The 18,841-nt window shown below is 69.5% G+C and carries 12 protein-coding genes; 6 read left to right on the top strand and 6 right to left on the bottom strand.

Annotated features, from left to right (window positions below):
* Window positions 1–17 precede the first annotated feature (17 nt).
* Entirely contained in the window at window positions 18–1,103 is a 1,086-nt protein-coding gene (locus ACBJ32_RS39280; RefSeq protein ID WP_375131070.1) for a DUF5937 family protein, read from the bottom strand.
* Between the two features lie 99 nt (window positions 1,104–1,202).
* Here ACBJ32_RS39280 and ACBJ32_RS39275 point away from each other — a divergent pair, with 99 nt between their 5' ends.
* On the top strand, window positions 1,203–2,393 hold the full coding sequence (locus tag ACBJ32_RS39275) for an MFS transporter (protein WP_375131069.1): 1,191 nt from the start codon (window positions 1,203–1,205) through the stop codon (window positions 2,391–2,393).
* Here the strand turns inward: ACBJ32_RS39275 and ACBJ32_RS39270 are convergent.
* The gene (locus ACBJ32_RS39270) at window positions 2,305–2,877 is read right to left on the bottom strand and encodes a transposase (protein WP_375131068.1); all 573 of its coding nucleotides are present in this window, start codon (window positions 2,875–2,877) and stop codon (window positions 2,305–2,307) included. The genes ACBJ32_RS39275 and ACBJ32_RS39270 overlap by 89 nt on opposite strands.
* A gap of 130 nt (window positions 2,878–3,007) precedes the next feature.
* Window positions 3,008–3,862: a hypothetical protein gene (locus tag ACBJ32_RS39265; protein ID WP_375131067.1), complete on the bottom strand. Its 855-nt coding sequence runs from the start codon at window positions 3,860–3,862 to the stop codon at window positions 3,008–3,010.
* A gap of 768 nt (window positions 3,863–4,630) precedes the next feature.
* Between ACBJ32_RS39265 and ACBJ32_RS39260 the strand changes: the two genes are divergently transcribed.
* Window positions 4,631–4,801 carry a hypothetical protein gene (locus ACBJ32_RS39260; RefSeq protein ID WP_375131065.1) on the top strand — a complete coding sequence of 57 codons (171 nt, stop codon included), beginning with the start codon at window positions 4,631–4,633 and terminating at the stop codon, window positions 4,799–4,801.
* Window positions 4,802–5,519: 718 nt separating this feature from the next.
* Here the strand turns inward: ACBJ32_RS39260 and ACBJ32_RS39255 are convergent.
* Both ACBJ32_RS39255 and ACBJ32_RS39250 read right to left on the bottom strand, forming a co-directional pair.
* A complete protein-coding gene (locus tag ACBJ32_RS39255; protein ID WP_375131064.1) occupies window positions 5,520–5,984 on the bottom strand; it encodes a hypothetical protein in 465 nt (154 codons plus the stop codon).
* 966 nt (window positions 5,985–6,950) lie between these two features.
* Complete coding sequence (locus ACBJ32_RS39250; protein WP_375131063.1) at window positions 6,951–8,306, bottom strand: hypothetical protein; 1,356 nt, start codon at window positions 8,304–8,306, stop codon at window positions 6,951–6,953.
* A 447-nt stretch (window positions 8,307–8,753) separates the two neighbouring features.
* Between ACBJ32_RS39250 and ACBJ32_RS39245 the strand changes: the two genes are divergently transcribed.
* The 4 genes from ACBJ32_RS39245 to ACBJ32_RS39230 all read left to right on the top strand — a co-directional run bounded on the left by ACBJ32_RS39245 (window position 8,754) and on the right by ACBJ32_RS39230 (window position 12,454).
* On the top strand, window positions 8,754–9,020 hold the full coding sequence (locus tag ACBJ32_RS39245; protein WP_375131062.1) for a hypothetical protein: 267 nt from the start codon (window positions 8,754–8,756) through the stop codon (window positions 9,018–9,020).
* A 305-nt stretch (window positions 9,021–9,325) separates the two neighbouring features.
* Window positions 9,326–10,564, top strand: coding sequence for a sensor histidine kinase (locus ACBJ32_RS39240; RefSeq protein WP_375131061.1), 1,239 nt, complete (start codon window positions 9,326–9,328; stop codon window positions 10,562–10,564).
* Window positions 10,561–11,244, top strand: a complete 684-nt coding sequence (locus ACBJ32_RS39235) for a response regulator (RefSeq protein WP_375131060.1) — start codon at window positions 10,561–10,563, stop codon at window positions 11,242–11,244. Before ACBJ32_RS39240 ends, ACBJ32_RS39235 begins: the two co-directional genes overlap by 4 nt.
* Before the next feature lie 49 nt (window positions 11,245–11,293).
* The gene (locus tag ACBJ32_RS39230) at window positions 11,294–12,454 is read left to right on the top strand and encodes a sensor histidine kinase (protein WP_375131059.1); all 1,161 of its coding nucleotides are present in this window, start codon (window positions 11,294–11,296) and stop codon (window positions 12,452–12,454) included.
* 34 nt (window positions 12,455–12,488) lie between these two features.
* Here the strand turns inward: ACBJ32_RS39230 and ACBJ32_RS39225 are convergent, their stop codons facing one another.
* Window positions 12,489–18,755, bottom strand: coding sequence for an RHS repeat domain-containing protein (locus ACBJ32_RS39225; protein ID WP_375131365.1), 6,267 nt, complete (start codon window positions 18,753–18,755; stop codon window positions 12,489–12,491).
* Window positions 18,756–18,841 lie beyond the last annotated feature (86 nt).

Below are 18,841 nucleotides of genomic sequence, written 5' to 3'. Positions count from 1 at the left end.
ACGACGACGGGTTCTGCTCAGCGCAGGACGGCCGCCAGCAGGTCTGTGCCCAGCGTCGTCATCTCGGGCAGATTGAGGGTGTAGTGGACGTAGCGCCCACGCCGCCGGGTCGTGAGCAGGCCCGCGCGGCGCAGGACGGCGAGGTGGCGGGAGACCTCCGGGGGCGAGAGTTCCCAGGCGTGGGCCAGCTCGCCGGTGGTGTGCGGGCCGCGGGCCAGGGTGCGCAGCAGGCGCAGTCGTACCGGATGGGCGAGTGCCTCCAGCCGGAGGGTGACCGTTTCCAGCGACACCGGCTCCGACGGGCTCGGCTCGGCCACGGGGTACTGCACCACCGGCTGCCACCCGGGCGCGTGGACCACCACCAGGTGCGGGCGGCCGAAGACGCTGGGGATGAAGGTGACCCCGGTGCCGTGGGCGGCGACCGCCCTGTCCTGCAGCTTGTCCACGACGATGCGGTCGCCGTCCGGTGCCAGGGTGACCGCGCCGGAGACCGACGCGAGTGCCGCCCCGATGCCCTGGCGCTTCAGCAGGTCGTTCTTCAGGCGCAGATCGGTGGCCAGTCGCACGGCGACGCCTGTCCACGCGGCGTCGAAGAACGCCTCGGCGCACTGTTCGAGGGTGTGGCGCACCCGCGCCCGCACTGCGGCCGGGTCCGCGAGCAGCCGCTCCGCGAAGGCCTCCTGGCGCGCGCCGCGGGCCTGGGCCAGGTCCAGGGCCCGCTCGCGGGCGGTTGCGTCGGCGAGCGGCGACGGCCCGGCGAAGTGGATACGGTTGCTGCCGCACGTGGTGATGAGCGCGGCGGTCACATAGGCCTCGTCGTCGATCCGGTCCACATCGTCCAGCTCCTCGGCGAGAGTCTGCCGAGGCCGGGCGGGGACCAGGAAATCGGCTCGTGAGGAACGCCAGAGGAACTCCGCCTCCCGCAACCGCTCGGCCGGCTCCGGCGGCAGCCCGGCCCAGACGTCCCCGGCCCAGCCGGCCAGCCGCGGGTGATGTCCGGGTTCGGCCAGGACGTGCAACATCGCGGTCAGCTCGGCCAGAGGGGAGGCGGCGAACCGCAGCCGCTCGGCCGGGAGCCCGGTGATGTCGATGCGCAGCGCCATCCCCCCATCATCGCTGGTCGGACGGCCGGCGACGGCGCCGGTTGACGATGTCCGTCAACCGGCGTGCCGCATCCGGCGCCCGACACGACCGTTGGCGCCATGGCAACCACCACCAGAATCCGTTTCCGCGCCCTCCTCCGTGCCTCCGGAGGCCCTCGCTACGCCGTCGCCCTGGCCGTGGACGCGCTCGGCACCGGCCTGCTGCGGCCCTTTCTGCTGCTCTACGGGATGACGGTGCTCAAGCTGTCCGCGCCGGTCACCGGCACCGCCATGACGGCCGGTGTCGCCGCGGGTCTCCTGTGCATGCCCGCGGTGGGCCGATGGCTGGACCGGGGCGCACGCAGCACGGTGGTGGCGGCGTCGATGCTGGTGCGGGTGCTGGGCGTGGCGCTGCTGCTGGCCACCCCGGCGGGGAACGTCTGGCTGTTCGCGACAGCGTCGCTCTTCCTCGGCATAGGCAACCAGGCATGGCCGGCCGCCCACGCCGCCCTCGTGGCCACGCTCGCCCACGGCCGGGAACGCGACGCCGCCCTCGCGGGAGGCCGCACCCTGCGCAACGCCGGCCTGGGCGCCGGTGCACTCCTCGCCACCGCGTGCCTGGCGGGCGGCAGCACCGCCTTGCAGGTGCTCGCGGCCGTCACCGGGCTCGCCTATCTCGCCGCGGCGGCCTTGGCGTGGTCGGTCCACGTGCGCGCGCATCCGGCCCCTGCCCCGACCGCCGCCGAGGACGGGGACGACGAGCCCGCTCCCCGGATGCGCGCGCTGCTGGCCGCCAACGTGATCTACGTCTTCTGCCTCAACGTCCCCGAGATCGCGCTCCCTCTGGTCCTGGTGACGCAGCTGCACGCCTCCCCGGTGTGGTCGGCGGCCGTCTTTGTCGGCAACACGGTGCTGGTGGTCACCCTGCAGGTTCCGGTCACCGTCCTGATGTCCCGCTTCCCGCGCCGGTCCGTGCTGGCAGTCGCCGGCGTGGTGCTCACCGCGTCCTACCTCGGCTTCCTCGCGGCCACCTCCCTGGGACACGGCTGGGGTGCCCCGGCCGTCGCCGCGGTGTCCGTCGTCTGCACCCTCGGCGAGATCATCTACGCAGGCAGCGCCACCGCGCTCGTCACCGCCCTCGCCCCGGCGCATGTCCTGGGACGCGCCCTCGCCCGCTTCCAGCTCTCCACGGGCTTCGGCCTCGCCGCCTCCCCAGCGGTCATCACCGCTCTCGCAGCCCACGGCCCGGCTGCCCTCTGGGGCAGCCTCGCCGCCGCGACGCTCCTCTCCGCCGGCGCCGTCGCCCGCTGAGCATGCCCGATGTTGTGTCGGGGTATCGAGGTTGAGGCGTGTCTGGGTCAGGCAGCCGGTGAGCAAGTGGGGCCGGTACTGGATCTTCTTCCGCTACCTCGTCAACCGGCCGGACCCGGACACCTTGAGCGCCCGGAACCAGCTTGCGTTTGATGATCCGCGTGAGGCCGGGCAGGTCGGTGACGGCGAAGTTGGCCAGGGAGCGGCGGAGCAGCGACCACACGCCCTCGGCGGGGTTCAGTTCGGGCGCGTAAGCGGGGAGTCGGACGATGCGCAGCCAGTCGGCGTGCTCGGCGGCGAAGTCGGCCCACTGTCCGGCCAGGTGCACGTTCAAGGTGTCCCAGCACCACACCAACGGTGCGCCCACCTGCTGGCGGGTGGCCACGATCTCCAGCCGGGCCCATGGCCGGGCCGACAACTTCTCCGCCGAGACCGGCCTCTTCGACAGCAACGCCGACGTCCCGCCCTCCCGCCACCGCGTCATCGACCGCTCATGCACCCGTCATGAGGTCATGCGAGAGATCTCCCACACGGGCCAGGCCGGAACGGAAGTATCGCGGAGGCCCTCCGCGATCTCACGGCGGGCCTCCGACAAGGCGATCAGAAACGATGTGTCACCAGGGTGTGAACTCGGTGCCGCCGAGATCGTCCGCGGCGCTGCGCCCTTCACGAGCCAGAATCATGATCATCTCGCGCGCCTCCGGGAGGCTGAGGTTCCGTCCCCGCGAACCTTTGACCGACGGATCCGGCCACTCTCCCCAAAGCGTCGGCCCCTTCCTCCACATGACCTGGAACGACACACCCGATGGCGCCTGAAACACCATGAAGTTTCCGTCTATGGGACGCATACGCATCAGCTCATCCAAGCAGCCTTGCAGCGTCATCGGCTCCATCGGGCCATCGTCGTAGATGGCCCTTAGCTCAGCAGCCGGCCTGTCAGCCCTGCTCGGATGGGCCGCTAGCCGTCCGTGGCGCCGCCGTTGCCACGTCATCCGCACTTCGATGCGCGCGTCTGTGCTGCCGTCCCAGTCGACCTCAAGACCGTGACGGCGCAGCGTGGCGGCGACTTCCTCACCGATCTCCTGCTCGGGGGTGTACGACAGACATACCCCTCCACCCGCCGCCGCCGCGCTTCTGACGTCCTGGAAGTGATAGAAGACGTACCCTCGATCCACCCCCTGCTCAGTGATCTCGGCAACGCCGCAGCGCTGGCAGCAGGAGAAGTGCTCCCGCGCGGTGATGCCCGCCACGTCCAGGTCGCGGAAGGCAGCAGTCAGCCTGTCGCAGTCGGTGACCTCAGGCCATTCCTCCTGCGCGACGAGGTGCCGGGCGAACTCGACGTCCAACAATTCGGCGATGCCCTCAGCGGTCTCCCACTGCTCCTCCAGAGCCTGGACGAGCTGCTCGTAGCTCCCTACGCCCACAGCCACCTCGACTTGGACGCTCTTTGAAATCTCCGCATCGATCATGTGCCAATCTTTTCGAAGAGGAGCCACTGGCACGCGGAATCTTCGCGAGAAGCGGTATATCGGCAGTATGCAGCACGAATGAGCGCATCTGAGCGAAGCGAAGGCCTACAGGGCTCGAAACTGGACTCGACTGGAAAAACACGGCTGAGCCCCGCTGTGCAGGATCCGCCGCTGCCACTGCTCATCGGTGACGACCTGCTGCTGCTTGACGCTCACTCGGTTACTCCCTGGGCCGCCGCAGTCGAGAGATGCTGGATGTCCTCGATGCTGCGCAGCTGAGCCCGGGGCCGTGCTGCGCGGTCCGACGTTCGGCACAGCCGAGGATCACCATCGGGGCGATACCGGCGGCGTAGATGAGGCGGGCGGCGATCCGCGCCCAGGCGGCGTCGGTGAGGGTCGGTCGTGGCGCGCGGTCAGGGCGGTGCAGTGCCAGACGTATCGGTGCAGCGGCCGGGCGTTGTGCTCGTTTCAGCACGCCGTCGGCTTGGAACCGTGGTGGCGAGGCGCCCGTCACGGTCGTGGACCTGCCAGCCGTCGGGTGCGGCGCGCAACCATCCCACCCCGCCCGTCAGCTAGGACGAGGAGGCTCTCGACACCTCAATCGCGAGTGGACATGCCGGACACGAAGATCGGGGCAAGCCGGATGGGGGACTTACGGAGGGTGGCTTCGTCGAGGCTCGGCTAACGGAAGCCGGAAGCGTCGGGGCGGCCGACGCCGATGTTCTCGCCCCAGTAATCAAGCTCGAGGAGGTGGTCTTCCCTCAAGACGTGGACTTGGCCGCCGGCGACGAACGCCCGGTCCCCGACGCCGGCGAGGCGCCGGAAAGACGAGTGGTGGTCGTAGCTTTTGGACCTGTTGTCGTGAAGCTGTCGCTGTCCGACTCTTCAGACAGTTTCGCGGCGAACGCCTTGAGTTCGTCGAACTCCTGCTTCGCGTGATCGGTCGCACTCTGGGTGGCAGTTCCCATGCGACTCTACGTGAGCCGAAGGGCCATTCGGTCAGGTGAACACCCGACAGAACGATCACGTATCGCGACTCCCCTGGGAAGAAAGTTCGCGGATGCGCATCGGCCACACCGAGCTCAGTGAGCTCAGTGAGCTCAGCGTGGCTTTGTTCGCCCCATGCCGGCCACCGCTTCGAGCGGGGTTTCTTCACGCCCGTCCAGGCCAGACCTCGAGTTCGGCGCCGACGGCGGTGTACCTATTGCCGGGCCGGTGCTCCTGCAGCGCGCGACGGTGTCCCGCTCGGAAGCACGGTTCGTACTGTGAGCTGGGGTTTCGCTGCGGGATCAGGGCGGCGGCTGCGACCATCGCAAGGTGTTCTCATCGCTGGTCTACCGGTTGGTGAGGGCCTTGTTCGGCCAACTGACAGTGCTGGTCCGCGCTGATCCGCATAAAGACGCTGAGCTGCTGGCGCTCCGGCACGAGAACCAGGTACTCCGCCGTCAGCTCGGTGGCCGGCCACGGTGGGATCATGCCGACCGGCTCTGGCTTGCGGCGAATGGCGTGACTGATCCCCCGCCATCGGTGGGCGGAAGTCTTCCACGTCACCCCAGCAACGATCTTGCACTGGCGCCGCAACCTGGGAGCGCGTACGTGGACCTTCACTGACAGGCGACGCCCCGGGACGCCCTGGCAGCAAAAGGCCCGGACAGCGTCATTTAGGACCTTGGGCGGGAATCCCCTCGATCCTTCCCCGGTATGGATGCGGGCGTTCACGATGCTCCTCCCACCAGAGCAGCGCCGCCAAGTGACTTGGCAGTTCGGGGCGGTACGACCGGATCACTTGGGGGTTCTCGGGGAGCGTGAGCAGGAACCGCCAGTACCCCTCGACCGCACTTTTGACCGTGGACATCGGGCACGAGGTGGGCGGGGAGCCGTCAACGTGCGTGAAGACGGCGGCGAGATGCGATATGTCCACGTCGTAGAGGTTGCCGCCGTAGCCCGCCGTCTCGCTGCGACCCGACAGCACGTCGTCGACGGCGCAGAGCGCAATGAGACAGCAGTCGAACGAGAATCCCATGTCGAAGGTCAGCCACATGCCGAGATCGGCGAGCTCCGGGAGTTCCGGGGCTTCCGTGCGGAACTTGATCGACAGGTCGGAGCCTCGATAGAAGTGCACTGGGACTCCCTTGTGCTCAACATTGGCGCTGGCTGATCGGGCTGGTCGGAGGGCCTTGCGAGTTAGCCTTTCGAAGATTTGTCCGGTCGCGGGTTCATGCCGTCCAACGATCTTCACCGTTGTATTCGACCACCCATCTACCCCTTCCGTTCCGTGATCATAGTTCTGGCCGTTCTTGGAAGCCCCTGGTGCGGCCCTGTCGACCCTACGGGGATCGGCCCCGGGCACGCGGCTCCAGCGGTAACGCGCGAACTGCCGTGGGTGCCGTCGGTTCCGCCGTATGCCGCCCCTTGGCCGGCTGGCCGCGACCGTGCCCGGCACCGCGACCTTGATGGCTGTGGCAATCACGGTTCTTGGCCATCGGATCGTTGCCACCGCGCTCAGGCCGATGACCGCCATCCGGGCGGAGCTTGACTCGATCAGCGAGGCCTGTCCCCACCGGTGGGTTACCCTTCCGCTTCGCCTCCGACGCGCCGCAAGAGCTACGCACCCCCATCGCGGCGACCCGTGCGGATGCTGCCCAGCGTGGACCGGGTCGAGGCGATCGTGGGCGACCTGTTGACCATGGCCCGGTGGGAGGGGACCAGCCCGTGGAGCGTGAACTGATTGACGTGGCAGGGCGGGTGAGCGCCCAGATCGGAAGCCGCAACGACGCGCGCAAAAAGTTCGCCTGCTCGCTGGAGCCCGGGGTGCTGGTGAGCGGTGACAGGGCACAGGTTCGCCCGGCTGCTCGCCGGCCTGCTGGACAACGCTCAGCGGCACACCGTCACCACGGTCACCTGAGCGGGGCCGCACGGTGTGCATCTCTCTCGCCGGGCGTCGCGAGACTGGAGGTACTCGACGACGGCCGCGGCATCGAGGAGGACAAGCGTGAACTGGTCTTCCAGCGTCGTCCGATACCTTCCCCTCACCTCGCTGCACGTGCTGCTGACAGGACACGTTTCCGGTTGTGCGTGCGTGGCGGGCTCACTTCTGTACGGCGGCGACCGATTCGGCCATGGACTCCGAACGTCCCAGCATCGACGCGTCCTCCAGGCCGTCCGAGCCCTCGCGGAAAGGATGCTCGCAGGATTTGCCCACCCGCTGGATCGAGGTCTTCATCGCCGGAAAATCCGGCTCCCAGGGATTGGGCGGCAAGGGGGAGGCGCCGTCCATGATCCAGACCGCGACCGCTTCCCGATCGTCTTCAGTGAGCCTGTTCATCAGGTTGTCATAGGTGATCGGCCATCGCGACATCCGATACTTCCATGTGAGCGGAACCTTGGCGTCTCCCTCGCCGGCCTTCATCGTGCACTCCGCCAGAGGGCCGCGAGAATCACCCTCGTCCTCGTCGGCATCGATGCTGTCGGCTCGGAAATAATGCACGTCCGTGGTGACCCTGATCACGTCGTACTTGTCCTTCGGCACATGGATCGCCAGTTCGGTCTCCACGCTCTCGCCCTTTTCCAGGTTCACGAAGTCAGCGACCACCTGGCCGGCCTGGATCAGCTCTGGAGCAGTCTCCTCGAAGGCCTGGTTGTAGCGGGCGGGTGGTCCATAGTTTCGCGATGTGGCTCTCTCCATCCGCCACATGTCGATCACAGCGTCATCTCTCGGATATACGTGCTCGATGATCCTCACGCCTACGATTTTGTACATGGAAGCCAGGATTCGCACCGCGGGACTTCCTGTATTGACCACCTTGATGGTCGCGATGGCCGTCAGGTGATCTCTTCGCACTCCGGCGACTTTCACCTCGCTCTTGACGCTGAGGGCGGGATGAGTCTGCGCCGGCAGGTATCGCACCGAGTACCAGAACTGCGACAGCGCGATGATGCTCACCACGATGGTGACGATCGCCCCGATAGCCGCGGCACCCAGCTCATGGCTAGGCCACTTGATCCAGGCGCTGCGCCGGTTTTTCCACAACCACGAGCCGTCCACCCAGGTGACCCACATGGCGAACAGAGCGGCCAGAACCGAGAACCCGAGGACGACGGCCAGGCGTGGGTGCCGAGTGAAGCCCACCGCGGTCTGACACACGAGCGACAGGTACGCCAGAAAGACCGCGACAGCGGCGGCCAGATGGCTACGCATGGCGGGCCTGCCGCGCAGGATGACCCGTAAAGATCCCGCTACGGCAATGGCCCCGACAATCAGGAAGGCCGCACCGGCCGACTTCGATCCGAACCCTTCGGCGGAGAAGAGGTCGCATCCTCCCAGGATCAACACGAGAGCGCCCAGCACCAGCAGGCCGTAGCTTGATCGGCGATGGAAAGGGGAGGATCCTTCCGAAGCCTTCGAGGGATCGACCGGTGCCGGCACGTCGGCGCCTTCTGACATTGGCCACCTTCCCCGGTACGGATTGCCACATTTGTTGCACATGGCACAAATCCGACAATCGAGGCTAGCGGTACAATTCGAGCGATGTGCTAGGTGAAATCTCCAGGCCATTAAACCGCAGATACTCAATGGCGGTATATGCCATCACCGATGTTGATATTTCGTCCCCCCGTACAAGTACGGGAAGCGCGGACCCCCGGCAGAGTCACGTGTGATCCCCGTTGCCGATGGGCCTGCGCACGAGTCCGGCGCTGCGAAGGTGAAGACGCACCGCGGAGAGCCGTGCTGGCACATCCCCGACCGGGGCAAGCTGAACGTTCCGGAGAATCTGCGGGGCGTTGCACACCGAGGTCGCGGCTGGGCTGCGCTGCGCGCCACGAGGCATCTGTTCGTCAACCGCGTTGACCTGCGCGCGGCGATCGCGGCGCTGGTGGACGCGATGGCTGGATGGTCATCTTCAACGAGCTGATGGCCCGGATCACCGGCCGGTTCGGCCGCGTCGAACCCCGTCGCGCGGCGGGTGCGTACGTGCGTGGGCTGCCGGCCGGCATCGACCGTAAGAACTGCTGGAACCTGGGCGAGGCCGTGGTCCCGCCGCAGACCATCATGGGCAAGACCCGGCACGAGAACCCTCGCACCGCCGTGCGCTACGTCAAACCCGGCGCGGAAGCCATCGCCAAGGTCACCGAGGTTCTGGCGCCCCCGTCGCCGTAACCACCGATCGACCTATTAGCGACTCCCGAGCCCGGCCGGCAATTCGAGTCAGTGGTATGTTCGGCGTTCCGGCCGGACGGGATAACCCCACGGCATTCCTTTCTTGCGAACGGGACGACCGACAATCACGCGATCAGTCCCCGTCCCGCCACCGGAAACCGGCATCGCACACAAAGCCAACCGGCGGCCACGCCCGAGGGGTCAACCCGCTGCGGTACGGTGCCGCGCGCATACCGCACAGGTTGTAGCAGCGCTCATCCGAACGAGTGATGAGCGACGCGGCCGGTCGCGGCTACCATGCGCTGATGCGCGCAAAGGTGCTGTCGTCTCTCAGACGGCTCGCCGTGATGAACCCCTTCCTCACCGATCTGCTGTTCAGCATCCTCGTCTCCGGCGTCACCTTGACGTTCGGCCTGGTCCTGGGCAACGGCCCGGCCGATCCGGGCTATGCGCGGCGCCCGCTGGAGACGGCCGGCGTGGTGTTGACCCTGGTGGTCAATCTGGCGCTGGCCTGGCGGCGGCGTGCCCCGGTCAGCGTGCTGATGGTCTCCTGTGCCGCCTCGATCGTCTTCCACGCCGCCGGTTACGATGCCCGGATCAACGGGGTGGCGCCGCTGCTGGCGCTCTACACGGTGGCCGGCCGGCGATCGCCCGCCGTGTCCGTCCCGTGCGTCCTGCCCCCGGTCGTCTCTCTGTGGCACACGGCGTTGCTCGGCCCGGCGGAGTTCCTCTGGCCGAACCTCGCGCAGACGAGCGTCATGATCGCCGTCGCGTGGACGTTCGGCAACAGCCGCAGGATGCTGGTCGAGCGCAACAGGCGGCTCACCCACCTCAGCGAGCGGCTGCGTCACCAGCAGGAGGACAGGGCGCGGCGCGCCGTGACCGAGGAGCGGATGCGCATCGCCCGCGAGCTGCACGACGTGGTCGCCCACCACATGTCGGTGATCGTGATCCAGGCCGGCCTCGCCCGGTACGTCCTCGGCTCCGATCCGGCCACCGCGCGCGGCGCGCTCGCCACCATCGCCGACACCGGCAGCGAGGCCATGGGAGAGATGCGACGCCTGCTGGCCATCCTGCGCATCGACATGGACGACGACGCGGACGGCTACGACCCCGCGCCCGGCTTGCAGCGGCTCGACCAGTTGGTGGAACGGCTGCGTTCGGCGGGCCTGCCGGTCGAGGTGTCGGTCACCGGCTCGGTGCGCCCGCTGCCGCCCGGGATCGACCTGTGCGCGTACCGCGTCGTGCAGGAATGCCTCACCAACGCGCTCCGGCACGCGGGCCCGGCCACGGCTCGGGTCTTCCTCCATTACGGCTCCGAGCTGGAGCTGCGCGTCACCGATGACGGGCGCGGGGCGGACGCCGCCCCGCAGGAGGACGGCCATGGCTTGATCGTCATGCGCGAACGCGTCAAGCTCTACAAGGGAACGGTCACGGCCGGGCCGCAGCCGTCAGGCGGGTTCGAGGTCGTGGTCACCCTGCCCCTGTCGTCCGCCCATCCGGACGACCGCCCCCCTCGGACACACGGTAAGCCGAAAACATGATCAAGGTACTCGTCGTCGACGACCAGGTTCTCGTCCGCGCAGGTCTGGCGGCGCTGCTGCGCGCGGCTCCCGGCATCGACGTCGTCGGAGAGGCGGCGACCGGTGAGGAGGCCATCGACCAGGCAGCCTCCGCGCGGCCCGACATCATCCTCATGGACATCAGGATGCCGGGCATGAACGGCGTGACCGCGACCGAGCACATCCTGTCCGCGAACGGCGACCATCGGCCACGCGTACTCATCCTGACCACCTTCGACCTGGACAAGTACGTCTACGACGCCCTGCGCATCGGCGCCTCGGGATTCCTGCTCAAGGACACCCCGCCGGAGCGGCTCATCGCCGCCGTTCACACCGTCGCCTCGGGTGACATGCTCTTCGCGCCCAGCGTCACCCGGCGCCTGATCGAGGCCTACACCACCCGGGCGGACCCGCCTGCCGCGCTGCGCTCCCCCGCGCTGCACCCGCTCACCGCCCGCGAGGTCGAGGTGCTGAAACTGGTCGGGCGGGCGCTGTCGAACGCCGAGATCGCCACCCGGCTGCAGGTCAGCGAGGCCACCGTCAAGACCCACCTCAACCGTACGATGACGAAGCTCAACCTCTCCAGCCGCGCGCAGATCGTGGCGCTGGCGTACGAGGCCGGCCTCATCGTCCCCGGCCGGGAAGGCTCGGCGCACACCTGAGGCGATCATCGGCTGGCGCGGCGGGACGTCCCGGCCGTAGCGTTCGACCATGATCCGGCGAGCCCTGGACTGGTGGAGCGAGCATCCTCAGCTCGCCGACGCGCTGCTGGCCGCGGCGGCCTGCACGTTCCTGCTGGTGGAGGTGCCCTACAGTGAGCACACCATCGCCAGCCCCGGCCGCCTGCCGGTGACGTTCTGGGGCGATCTGCTGGCCTACGCGAGCCTCGCCCTGCGGCGCAGGTTCCCGGTGCAGGTGCTGGCCGTGGTGTGGGCGCTGTGGTTCGCCGGCGGCCGGTGGGACATCTGGGCGGAGTGGAACGCCTCGTGGTCGGAGCTGAGCACCCCGACCGCACTCATGCTCGCGCTCTACACCGCGGGCCGGTGGACGTCCTCGGGCCGGCCTGCCGTCTTCCTGGTGGGCACGCTGCTGCCGGCGCTCGTGACGGTGACGGCGGGGCCTGTGGCCGCCGCGCCTCCTGACGACCTGTACGTGGTGTCGTTCGTGACGTGCGCGGCGGCGTGGGGGCTGGGCAGGCTGCGGCGTTCGGAGGCCGAGGCGGTGGCGCGCGCCGCGGCCCGCGCCGAGGAGAGCAAGGCCCAGGCCGCGCTGGCCGAGCAGCGCATGCGCATCGCCCGCGAGCTGCACGACATCGTGGCGCACAACGTGAGCGCCATGGTGATCCAGTCGTCGAGCGCGGGCGTCGCGCTGCTGAACGACGACAAGGCCGCGGCGGGCGCGGCCGTCGAGGCGATCGGGCACGTGGGCCGTACCGCGCTGGCCGAGTTGCGGATGCTGCTCGGCGTGCTGCGGGAGGGCCCGGCGATGCCGCAACTGGGCATCGAGGCGATCGGGGAGATGACCGAGTGGCTGCCCCTGGATGTGCGATTACGCGTCGAGGGCGCTCCTCGCCAGGTGCCCCCCGAGGTGGGGCCGGCGGCGTACCGGATCGTGCAGGAGGCGTTGACGAACACGCTCAAGCACGCGGAGAAGGACGCCACCGCGGAGGTGGTGCTGCGTTACGCGGCGGACGGGCTGCACATCCAGGTCACCGACGACGGCGGCGGGGGCGCGGAGCGCGGGTGGGCCGGGGCGAGCGGGTACGGCCTGATCGGCATTCACGAGCGCGCCGAGGCGCTCGGTGGGACGGCGTCCGGGGCGCCGCTGCCGGAGGGCGGGTTCAGGGTCGAGGTGCGCCTTCCGTGGGGGTGAGCGCCCGGGCGGCGGACCGCCCGGGCGCCCGTGCTCAGCCTCCTGGGTGGTAGGACTCCCAGACGAAGCCGCGCATCTTCTCCTGGAACCAGCTCACCGGGTTACGCAGCCGCTTGGACACCGTCCTGCCCCGTTCGGCGGTGACGCCCACGGGGAGCTGGCCGTGGGTCGCGTGGTGCAGGCTCTGCGACACCCCGAAGGTGACGTCGGCGCCGCCGCCCTTGACGTTGCCCTTGCCGTCGGTGACCGCGTATCCGCCGCCACCCCAGCCTTTCTTGGACTCGTATTCGGCCCCGTAGTAGGCGTCCCACGTGCCCGGCTTGGTGGCCAGGCCCTCGATGGTCGCGTGCTTGTAGAACAGGCCGCCGGTGGCCTCGGCGCCGACCGAGGTGGACATGCCGGTCTTGTAGGTGCCGGAGACGCCCACGCCCTTCCTGTCGACGACCAGGCACGCCTCCACGCTGAAGGCCGCGGTCAGCTTGATCCCGAGTCCCCCGCACAGGCCGATGGTGCCCTTCTTCGGTTTGGCCGGCGCCGGAGGCTTGGCCGGCTCCGCCGGCGGCCTGGGGGTCAGGTCGGGGATGCCGGGCTGCCGCAGCAGCGGTTTCTGCCCCGGCACGACCGGCCCCTGGCGGTAGGCCCACTGACGGGCGGCGACGTACCAGTTGCTGACCGCCAGGTAGAAGCGGTGCGTGAAGATGTTCAGGTACACGTGAACCAGGTAGAGGTTCTGCCGCATGAGGTAGTTGTAGTTGCCGTACCGCACCCAGAACTGGCGGTAGCCGAGCAGGTAGACGTTGACGTAGGGGAAGCGGCCGTCCGGGTCGGACATGGTGGTGGGGTTGTTGTCGGCGTAGTTGTAGCCGTTCATCTGCTGCGAGCGGCCCATCTCGATCTCCGGGTCCACGGAGATGAAGCGGCCGGTGTTCGGGTCGTATCCGCGTGCGCCGAGCGTCGTCAGGTCGGTGGTGGAGTCGACCACGCCGCCGACGAAGCCCTTCTCGTTGCCGGCGGGCCACTGTCCCTTGCCGGCCCTCAGCTGGCCGAACGGGGTGTAGCGGCGCCGGCTCAGCGAGCCGTCGGTCGCGTTGATGGCCAGCTCGGCGGTGCCGTGGTGGTCGTTGACGAGGAAGGTGACGCCCTGGCCGGTGCGCATGGCGTTGCGGTGGTAGCGCACGGCCTTGGCCGCGCTCTGCCCCTTGTCCAGCCGCACCTCCATGTCGGGCAGGTAGAGGGTGGTGCCGGCCGGGTCGCGGCGCAGCAGCCGCTCTCCGTCGGCGGTGTAGAGGAAGGTGGTCTCTCCCTTCTTGTCGTCGACGACCTTCACCAGCTCGCCTTCGGCGTCCCAGTGCAGCGTCTGGTTGCCGGAGGAGGTTCTGCGCTCGGTGGTGTTGCCGACCGGGTCGTAGCCGTAGCTCTCGGGGTTGCCGCTCACGTCGGCGAGCTGGTGTCCCCGGTACTTGGGGTCGACGCCGGCGTTGCCGGCGTAGCGGTAGCCGCGCGTGGCGGTCTGCGCGCCGCCGGAGGGTCCGGCGGCGTAGTGGGTCTCCCCCGTCCGGTTGCCGGCGTCGTCGTAGGTGTAGTTCACCCGGTACGGCGCCGGCCCGCCGATCGTGGCCTGGCCCGGGTCGGCCGCGCAGGTGGCGCCCTCCTGCGTCCAGGCGTCGATCAGCCGCTGCAGGTCGTCATAGCGGAAGCACTGGTTGTCCACCCCGTCCCTGGAGGTGTCGACGGCCTGGAGCAGGTTGCCGGAGTCGGTGTAGCGGTACTCCACGCTGCGGTCGGTCCCGGCCGTGCCGGCGTGCGCGGTGGTGGCCTTCTGCAGCCGCTGCGTGCCGTACTCGTAGGTGAAGGTCTGGTCCACCTGCTTGCCGGCGGCGCCGATCGACAGCCGCTGGCCGATCTGCTTGCCGGTCTTGGTGTAGTCGACGCCCACGAGGTACGTCGACAGGTTGGAGCCGGTCGCGACGAGCCGGCCGAGGTCGTCGTAGGTGAAGGCGGTGTTCTCCGCCGGCAGGTCGCCGGCGGCCGGGCTGCTCGCGGCCTTGACGCTGCCGTCGAGGTTGTAGGCGGTGTCGAAGACGTAGCCGCCGTCGGGGGCCAGCGCTCCTTCGCCGCTCGGCAACAGGATGCGCTTGCGCGTGGGCCGGTTCAGGTTGTCGTAGATGTCGACCTGGGTGGTGTACCTGGCCGTCCCCACGATGCGGGTGGCGCTGGTGAGCTGCCCCTTGCGCACGGTGTCGTAGACCCACTCGGCGACCTTGACGCCGGGGCCGGCCGTGGTGGCGTCGTACAGGCCGGTTCTGCGGCCGATGCCGTCGTAGGTGACCGACAGCTTCTTGCCCCGGGCGTCCTCGGTGGAGATGAGCTGGTCCACGTCGTTGTAGGTGAACCTGGTGACGCCCTTGTCGGGGTCGGACGTCTGGATCTTGCGGCCGCGCAGGTCGTAGGTCGTGGTCCAGACGTGGTTGCCGGGCCCGGTGACCGAGGACTCCAGCCCGCGGTGGTCGTAGCGGAACTGCGTGGCGACGTAGCCGCCGGCCCGGTGCTCGCGCACCTCGGTCCTGCGGTCGTGGGCGTCGGTGAAGGTGGTGACGGGCGTGCCGCCCGCCGGTGGGGTCACCCTGGTCCAGTTCCCGCCGTACTCGTAGCGGGTGCGCCACTTCTCCTGCGCGTCGCTGCTGCCCACCAGCAGCCGCTCGGCCGTCGTGCGGCCCTGGCCGTCGTACTCGTGGACGTGCTGGGTCTCGATCTTGCCCGGGTCGGCCACGCCGAAGACCTCCGGCCTCGGCTCGCCGTCGGCGTAGTAGCTCTCGTAGGTGCGGTCCACCTGGCCGGCCGCGTTGTAGAAGGTGTCGGAGACGAGCCGCCCCTTGGTCGTGCCGTCGCGGCCCGCCGCCTGGAGCTGCCGTTGCCGCAGCCACCCGTCGTACAGCGTGTACGACAGTTCCTGGCCGCCTTCGGCGGTGAGGGACTTGGTGGAGACGGCCACCACCGCGTTGGGCCGGATGAGGTAGTCGTACTCCTTGTCCGGCACGGCGGAGGCGGGCCGGCCGCCCAGCCACACCTTGGTCAGGTGGCCGGCGGCGTTGTAGTGGACGGTGGTGGTCCTGCCGCCGGCGTCGGTGTCGCTGACGGGGCTGCCCCATGCCGGGTCGAGCACCTTGACGGTGGTGTGCGCCGTGGCGGCGTCGCCGGGCGTCGCGGGCGGGCCGCTCACCTCGACCTTCGTGGTCAGGCCGTGGGTCTGGGTGTACGTCGTGGTCGTGGTCCGGCCCGCGGCGTCGGTGACCGTGACCGGGCGGCCGTAGGCGTCGTACGCGGTGCGGGACGCGGCGAGGGGTGTCACCGCGGTCGCCGTGGCCTCCTTCGCCTTCTCCACGAGGGTGGCGTTCCCCCGGGTCGGCGCCGCCTTGAAGGCGCCGTTGTCGTAGTAGGTGCGCTCCTCGGAGATCAGGTCCCTGGCCAGGTCGGGGGTGTCGGCGCAGCGCCGTGCCACGCTCCTGACCTGGGCGGGTTTGGCGAGCACCCGGGCGCCGTCGGCGGTGAACGTCGTGGTGACGCATTTCTCGTCGCCGGTGACGCCGGTGTCGCCTTCGTCGTCGACCTGGGCGGGCGCGCCGGTGGTGAGGTTGAAGGCGGTGACGCTCGACCTGGTCGCACGCCAGCCGTCGTCGAGCTTCTTCAGGCCGCGGGTGCCGGCGACGCCGGTGAGGTTGGCGGTGACGGTGATGGTGCCCTTGTCGATCGTGCGGGTGCGTGAGGCGGTCTGGTGGTGCCAGGGCCTGTTCATGATCTTGCTCACCGGCTGGCCGCCGGCCTTGTCGTAGGTGATCGTCTTGAGGGTCAGGCCCTGGAGCGACTCGTGGTCGGGGTAGGAGCCGCCCTCGCCGTCGCTGACGGTGACCTTCTTGGTGCCGCCGTCGGCGTTCAGGCGGTCGCCGTCCATGCCCTGGAAGAACCAGTGGTCGGTCTGGGACGGGGCGGCGCTGGTGGCGCCGGTGCGCACCCGCACCTTGTCGTAGCCCTGCCACTGCGACCAGGTGCGGTACTTCTCCTTGGTGAGCCCGTCGTCGTCGGTGAAGCGCCAGGCGGGCTTGCCGATGCTGTAGTCGTAGTCGGTGACCATGTCCGGCGAGCCGCCCGTGAGGTCGGTCTGCACGAGCTGGGTCACCACGTACTTGTGGAACCAGTCCAGCGTCGGGCTGGCGTCGCCGCTGGTGCGCTCCCACATGACGGGGAAGCAGCGGCGGTGGTTGGCGGGCGGGCTGGGCGTGTCGCCGGGGCGGCAGTCCGACGCGGAGTAGTTGACGTCCAGGACGCCGCCGGTCTCGTTGGTGACGGAGCCGACGCGGTTCTTGATGAACGGACCTATGTCGTCACCGAGGGCGTCGACCCGGTTGGCGAGCTGGGTGTAGGCGAAGCTCACCGGCGGCATCACCACCGGCGCGGGACCGGCGTGGCCGGTGTGCACGATCGACTTCAGCAGGAGCTGCCGGTCCACGTCCGCGGTGCCCCAGTCGTGGGAGAAGGACCAGGAGTCGACGGTGCGGTGGCCGGAGCCGTCGCTCTGGATCACCTTCGTCGCGGCCTCGACGACCCGCTTGCGCGTCCAGAACGTGGGCGCCGACGCGCCCTTGTAGTTCTCGCACTTGGTGCCGGCCGCGCAGTTGAGGTCCCAGGGGACGTCCTCCCAGTAGGCGGGATGGTCGTCGATCTTCGACTCGGCGCAGTCGTCGGCCGAGCGCAGGCACCGCTCGGCGACCTTGAAGTCCACCCGGGCCGGGGCCGCGGCGGGGTAGGGGTCGGCGGCGTTCAGGCCGTACTCGACGCTCTTCAGGTAGCCGCCCCTGACGTAGGGGGTGTCGTCCTCGGCCCGCAGGTTGCGGCCGTAGCGGTTGCCCTCCTGCCCGTAGTAGTAGACGATCGCGTTGCCGTGCGGGTCCTCGACGTAGTCGAGGTTCCACCGCCAGGCCTGCTGGCACCACGACGTGGCGAAGGTGTCGCCGTGGCAGGGCTCGCCGGAGTCGTCGCCGAAGATGGGCACGGTCCAGGTGGACTTCGTCTCGGCCTTGCCGGAGGTCCAGCCCTTCATCCGGTTCTTGCCGAAGTGGTAGCGCTTGCCGTCGGGAGCGGTGAGCACCCAGTACTCGTTGTTGTCGTCGCCGTTGGCGGTGTCGGTGCCGGACCCGGACACCTTCTTGATCCGGGTGCCGTCGTCCTTGCGGAGCCTCCACTCGTTCTCGCCGGACTGCACCAGCTCGCCGCCCTTGCCGCCGAGCGTCAGCACGGCGTTGTCGTAGCCCCAGCACTGGTCCATGGGGTGGACGTCGTAGGTGCCGTCCTTGGGCACGCCGTCGTCCTTGCACGAGCGGTACTTGCGTTCGATGTAGCCGGGCCACAGATCGAAGCCGTCGCCGACCTGCGAGCCCTGGTTGTTGGAGCTGGAGGTGCGCCCGTCGATGGAGGACGAGGAGTAGGCGACGACCAGCTCGGGGGTGAGCCCGCCGGGCACCGGGGGCATCCGCAGGGGGTAGGACCAGGTGAAGTCGCCGGTCTGCGTGCCGACCTGCCAGGTGGCCGAGGCTGCCAGCTCGGTCGCCTTGTAGTCGCCGCGCGAGCTGTCCGCGCCGGCGACCGCCGCGAGCACGGCCGGTTCCGCGGCGGCCTCGACGTCGGCGGCGACCGTCCTGGCGCGGGTGTCGTTGGCCGACGGCAGCGGCGCGGCCGTCCGGCATCCCGGCAGGTCAGGCGTGGTCAGCGCGCACGCGGGCAGGCTCACGAGCCGCACCCGCGACCCGAACGCGCCGCCGAACGCCTCGGCGAACCCCGAGTAGTCCAGCCGCAGGCCCACCTTGCCCGGCCGGCCGGCCGCCTGCCCGACGGTGAGCAGCACCCCGCTGACACCGGCGCGGGCGGCGGCCGCCCGGTCGAGCATCCGCACCCGCACCTTGCCTGGCTCGGCGGCCGGCCCCTGTGCGGCCGCCTTCGCCTTCGATGCCGGAGCGGAGATCCAGACGGGCAGCTCGCCCGCCCGTTGGGCACCCGCCTGCCGGGCGCTGTTCTGGGCGCTGTTCTGGGCGCTGTTCTGGGCGCTGAGGGTGACCTCGGCCTCGCCCGCGGCCGGCCAGCGGACGACCGGGTCGGGAGCGCGCGGGGTGCCCTTGCGCGGCGTGACCTTCAAGGATGCGCCGGGCACCACGACCTCGTGGTCCACCGGTCCGGGCGGTTCCCCGGCGGCCCGGGCCGTGCCGGTCGCCGGCGTGGCCGCGAGCAGCCCCGCCACCAGGGCCGTGGTCATTGCCAAGTGAAGGAGCCGGCGGACCGGCCCGCTTCCCACCCGCGTCATGACACCGCGGACAGTCATGCGTCACCTCCGAAGCGCGT

Origin of the sequence: Nonomuraea sp. GTA35, assembly GCF_041950525.1 — a bacterium.
Taxonomy (GTDB): domain Bacteria; phylum Actinomycetota; class Actinomycetes; order Streptosporangiales; family Streptosporangiaceae; genus Nonomuraea.
The sequence above is the reverse complement of the archived record's forward strand: the minus strand, read 5'-3'. Positions and strand labels throughout refer to the sequence as shown.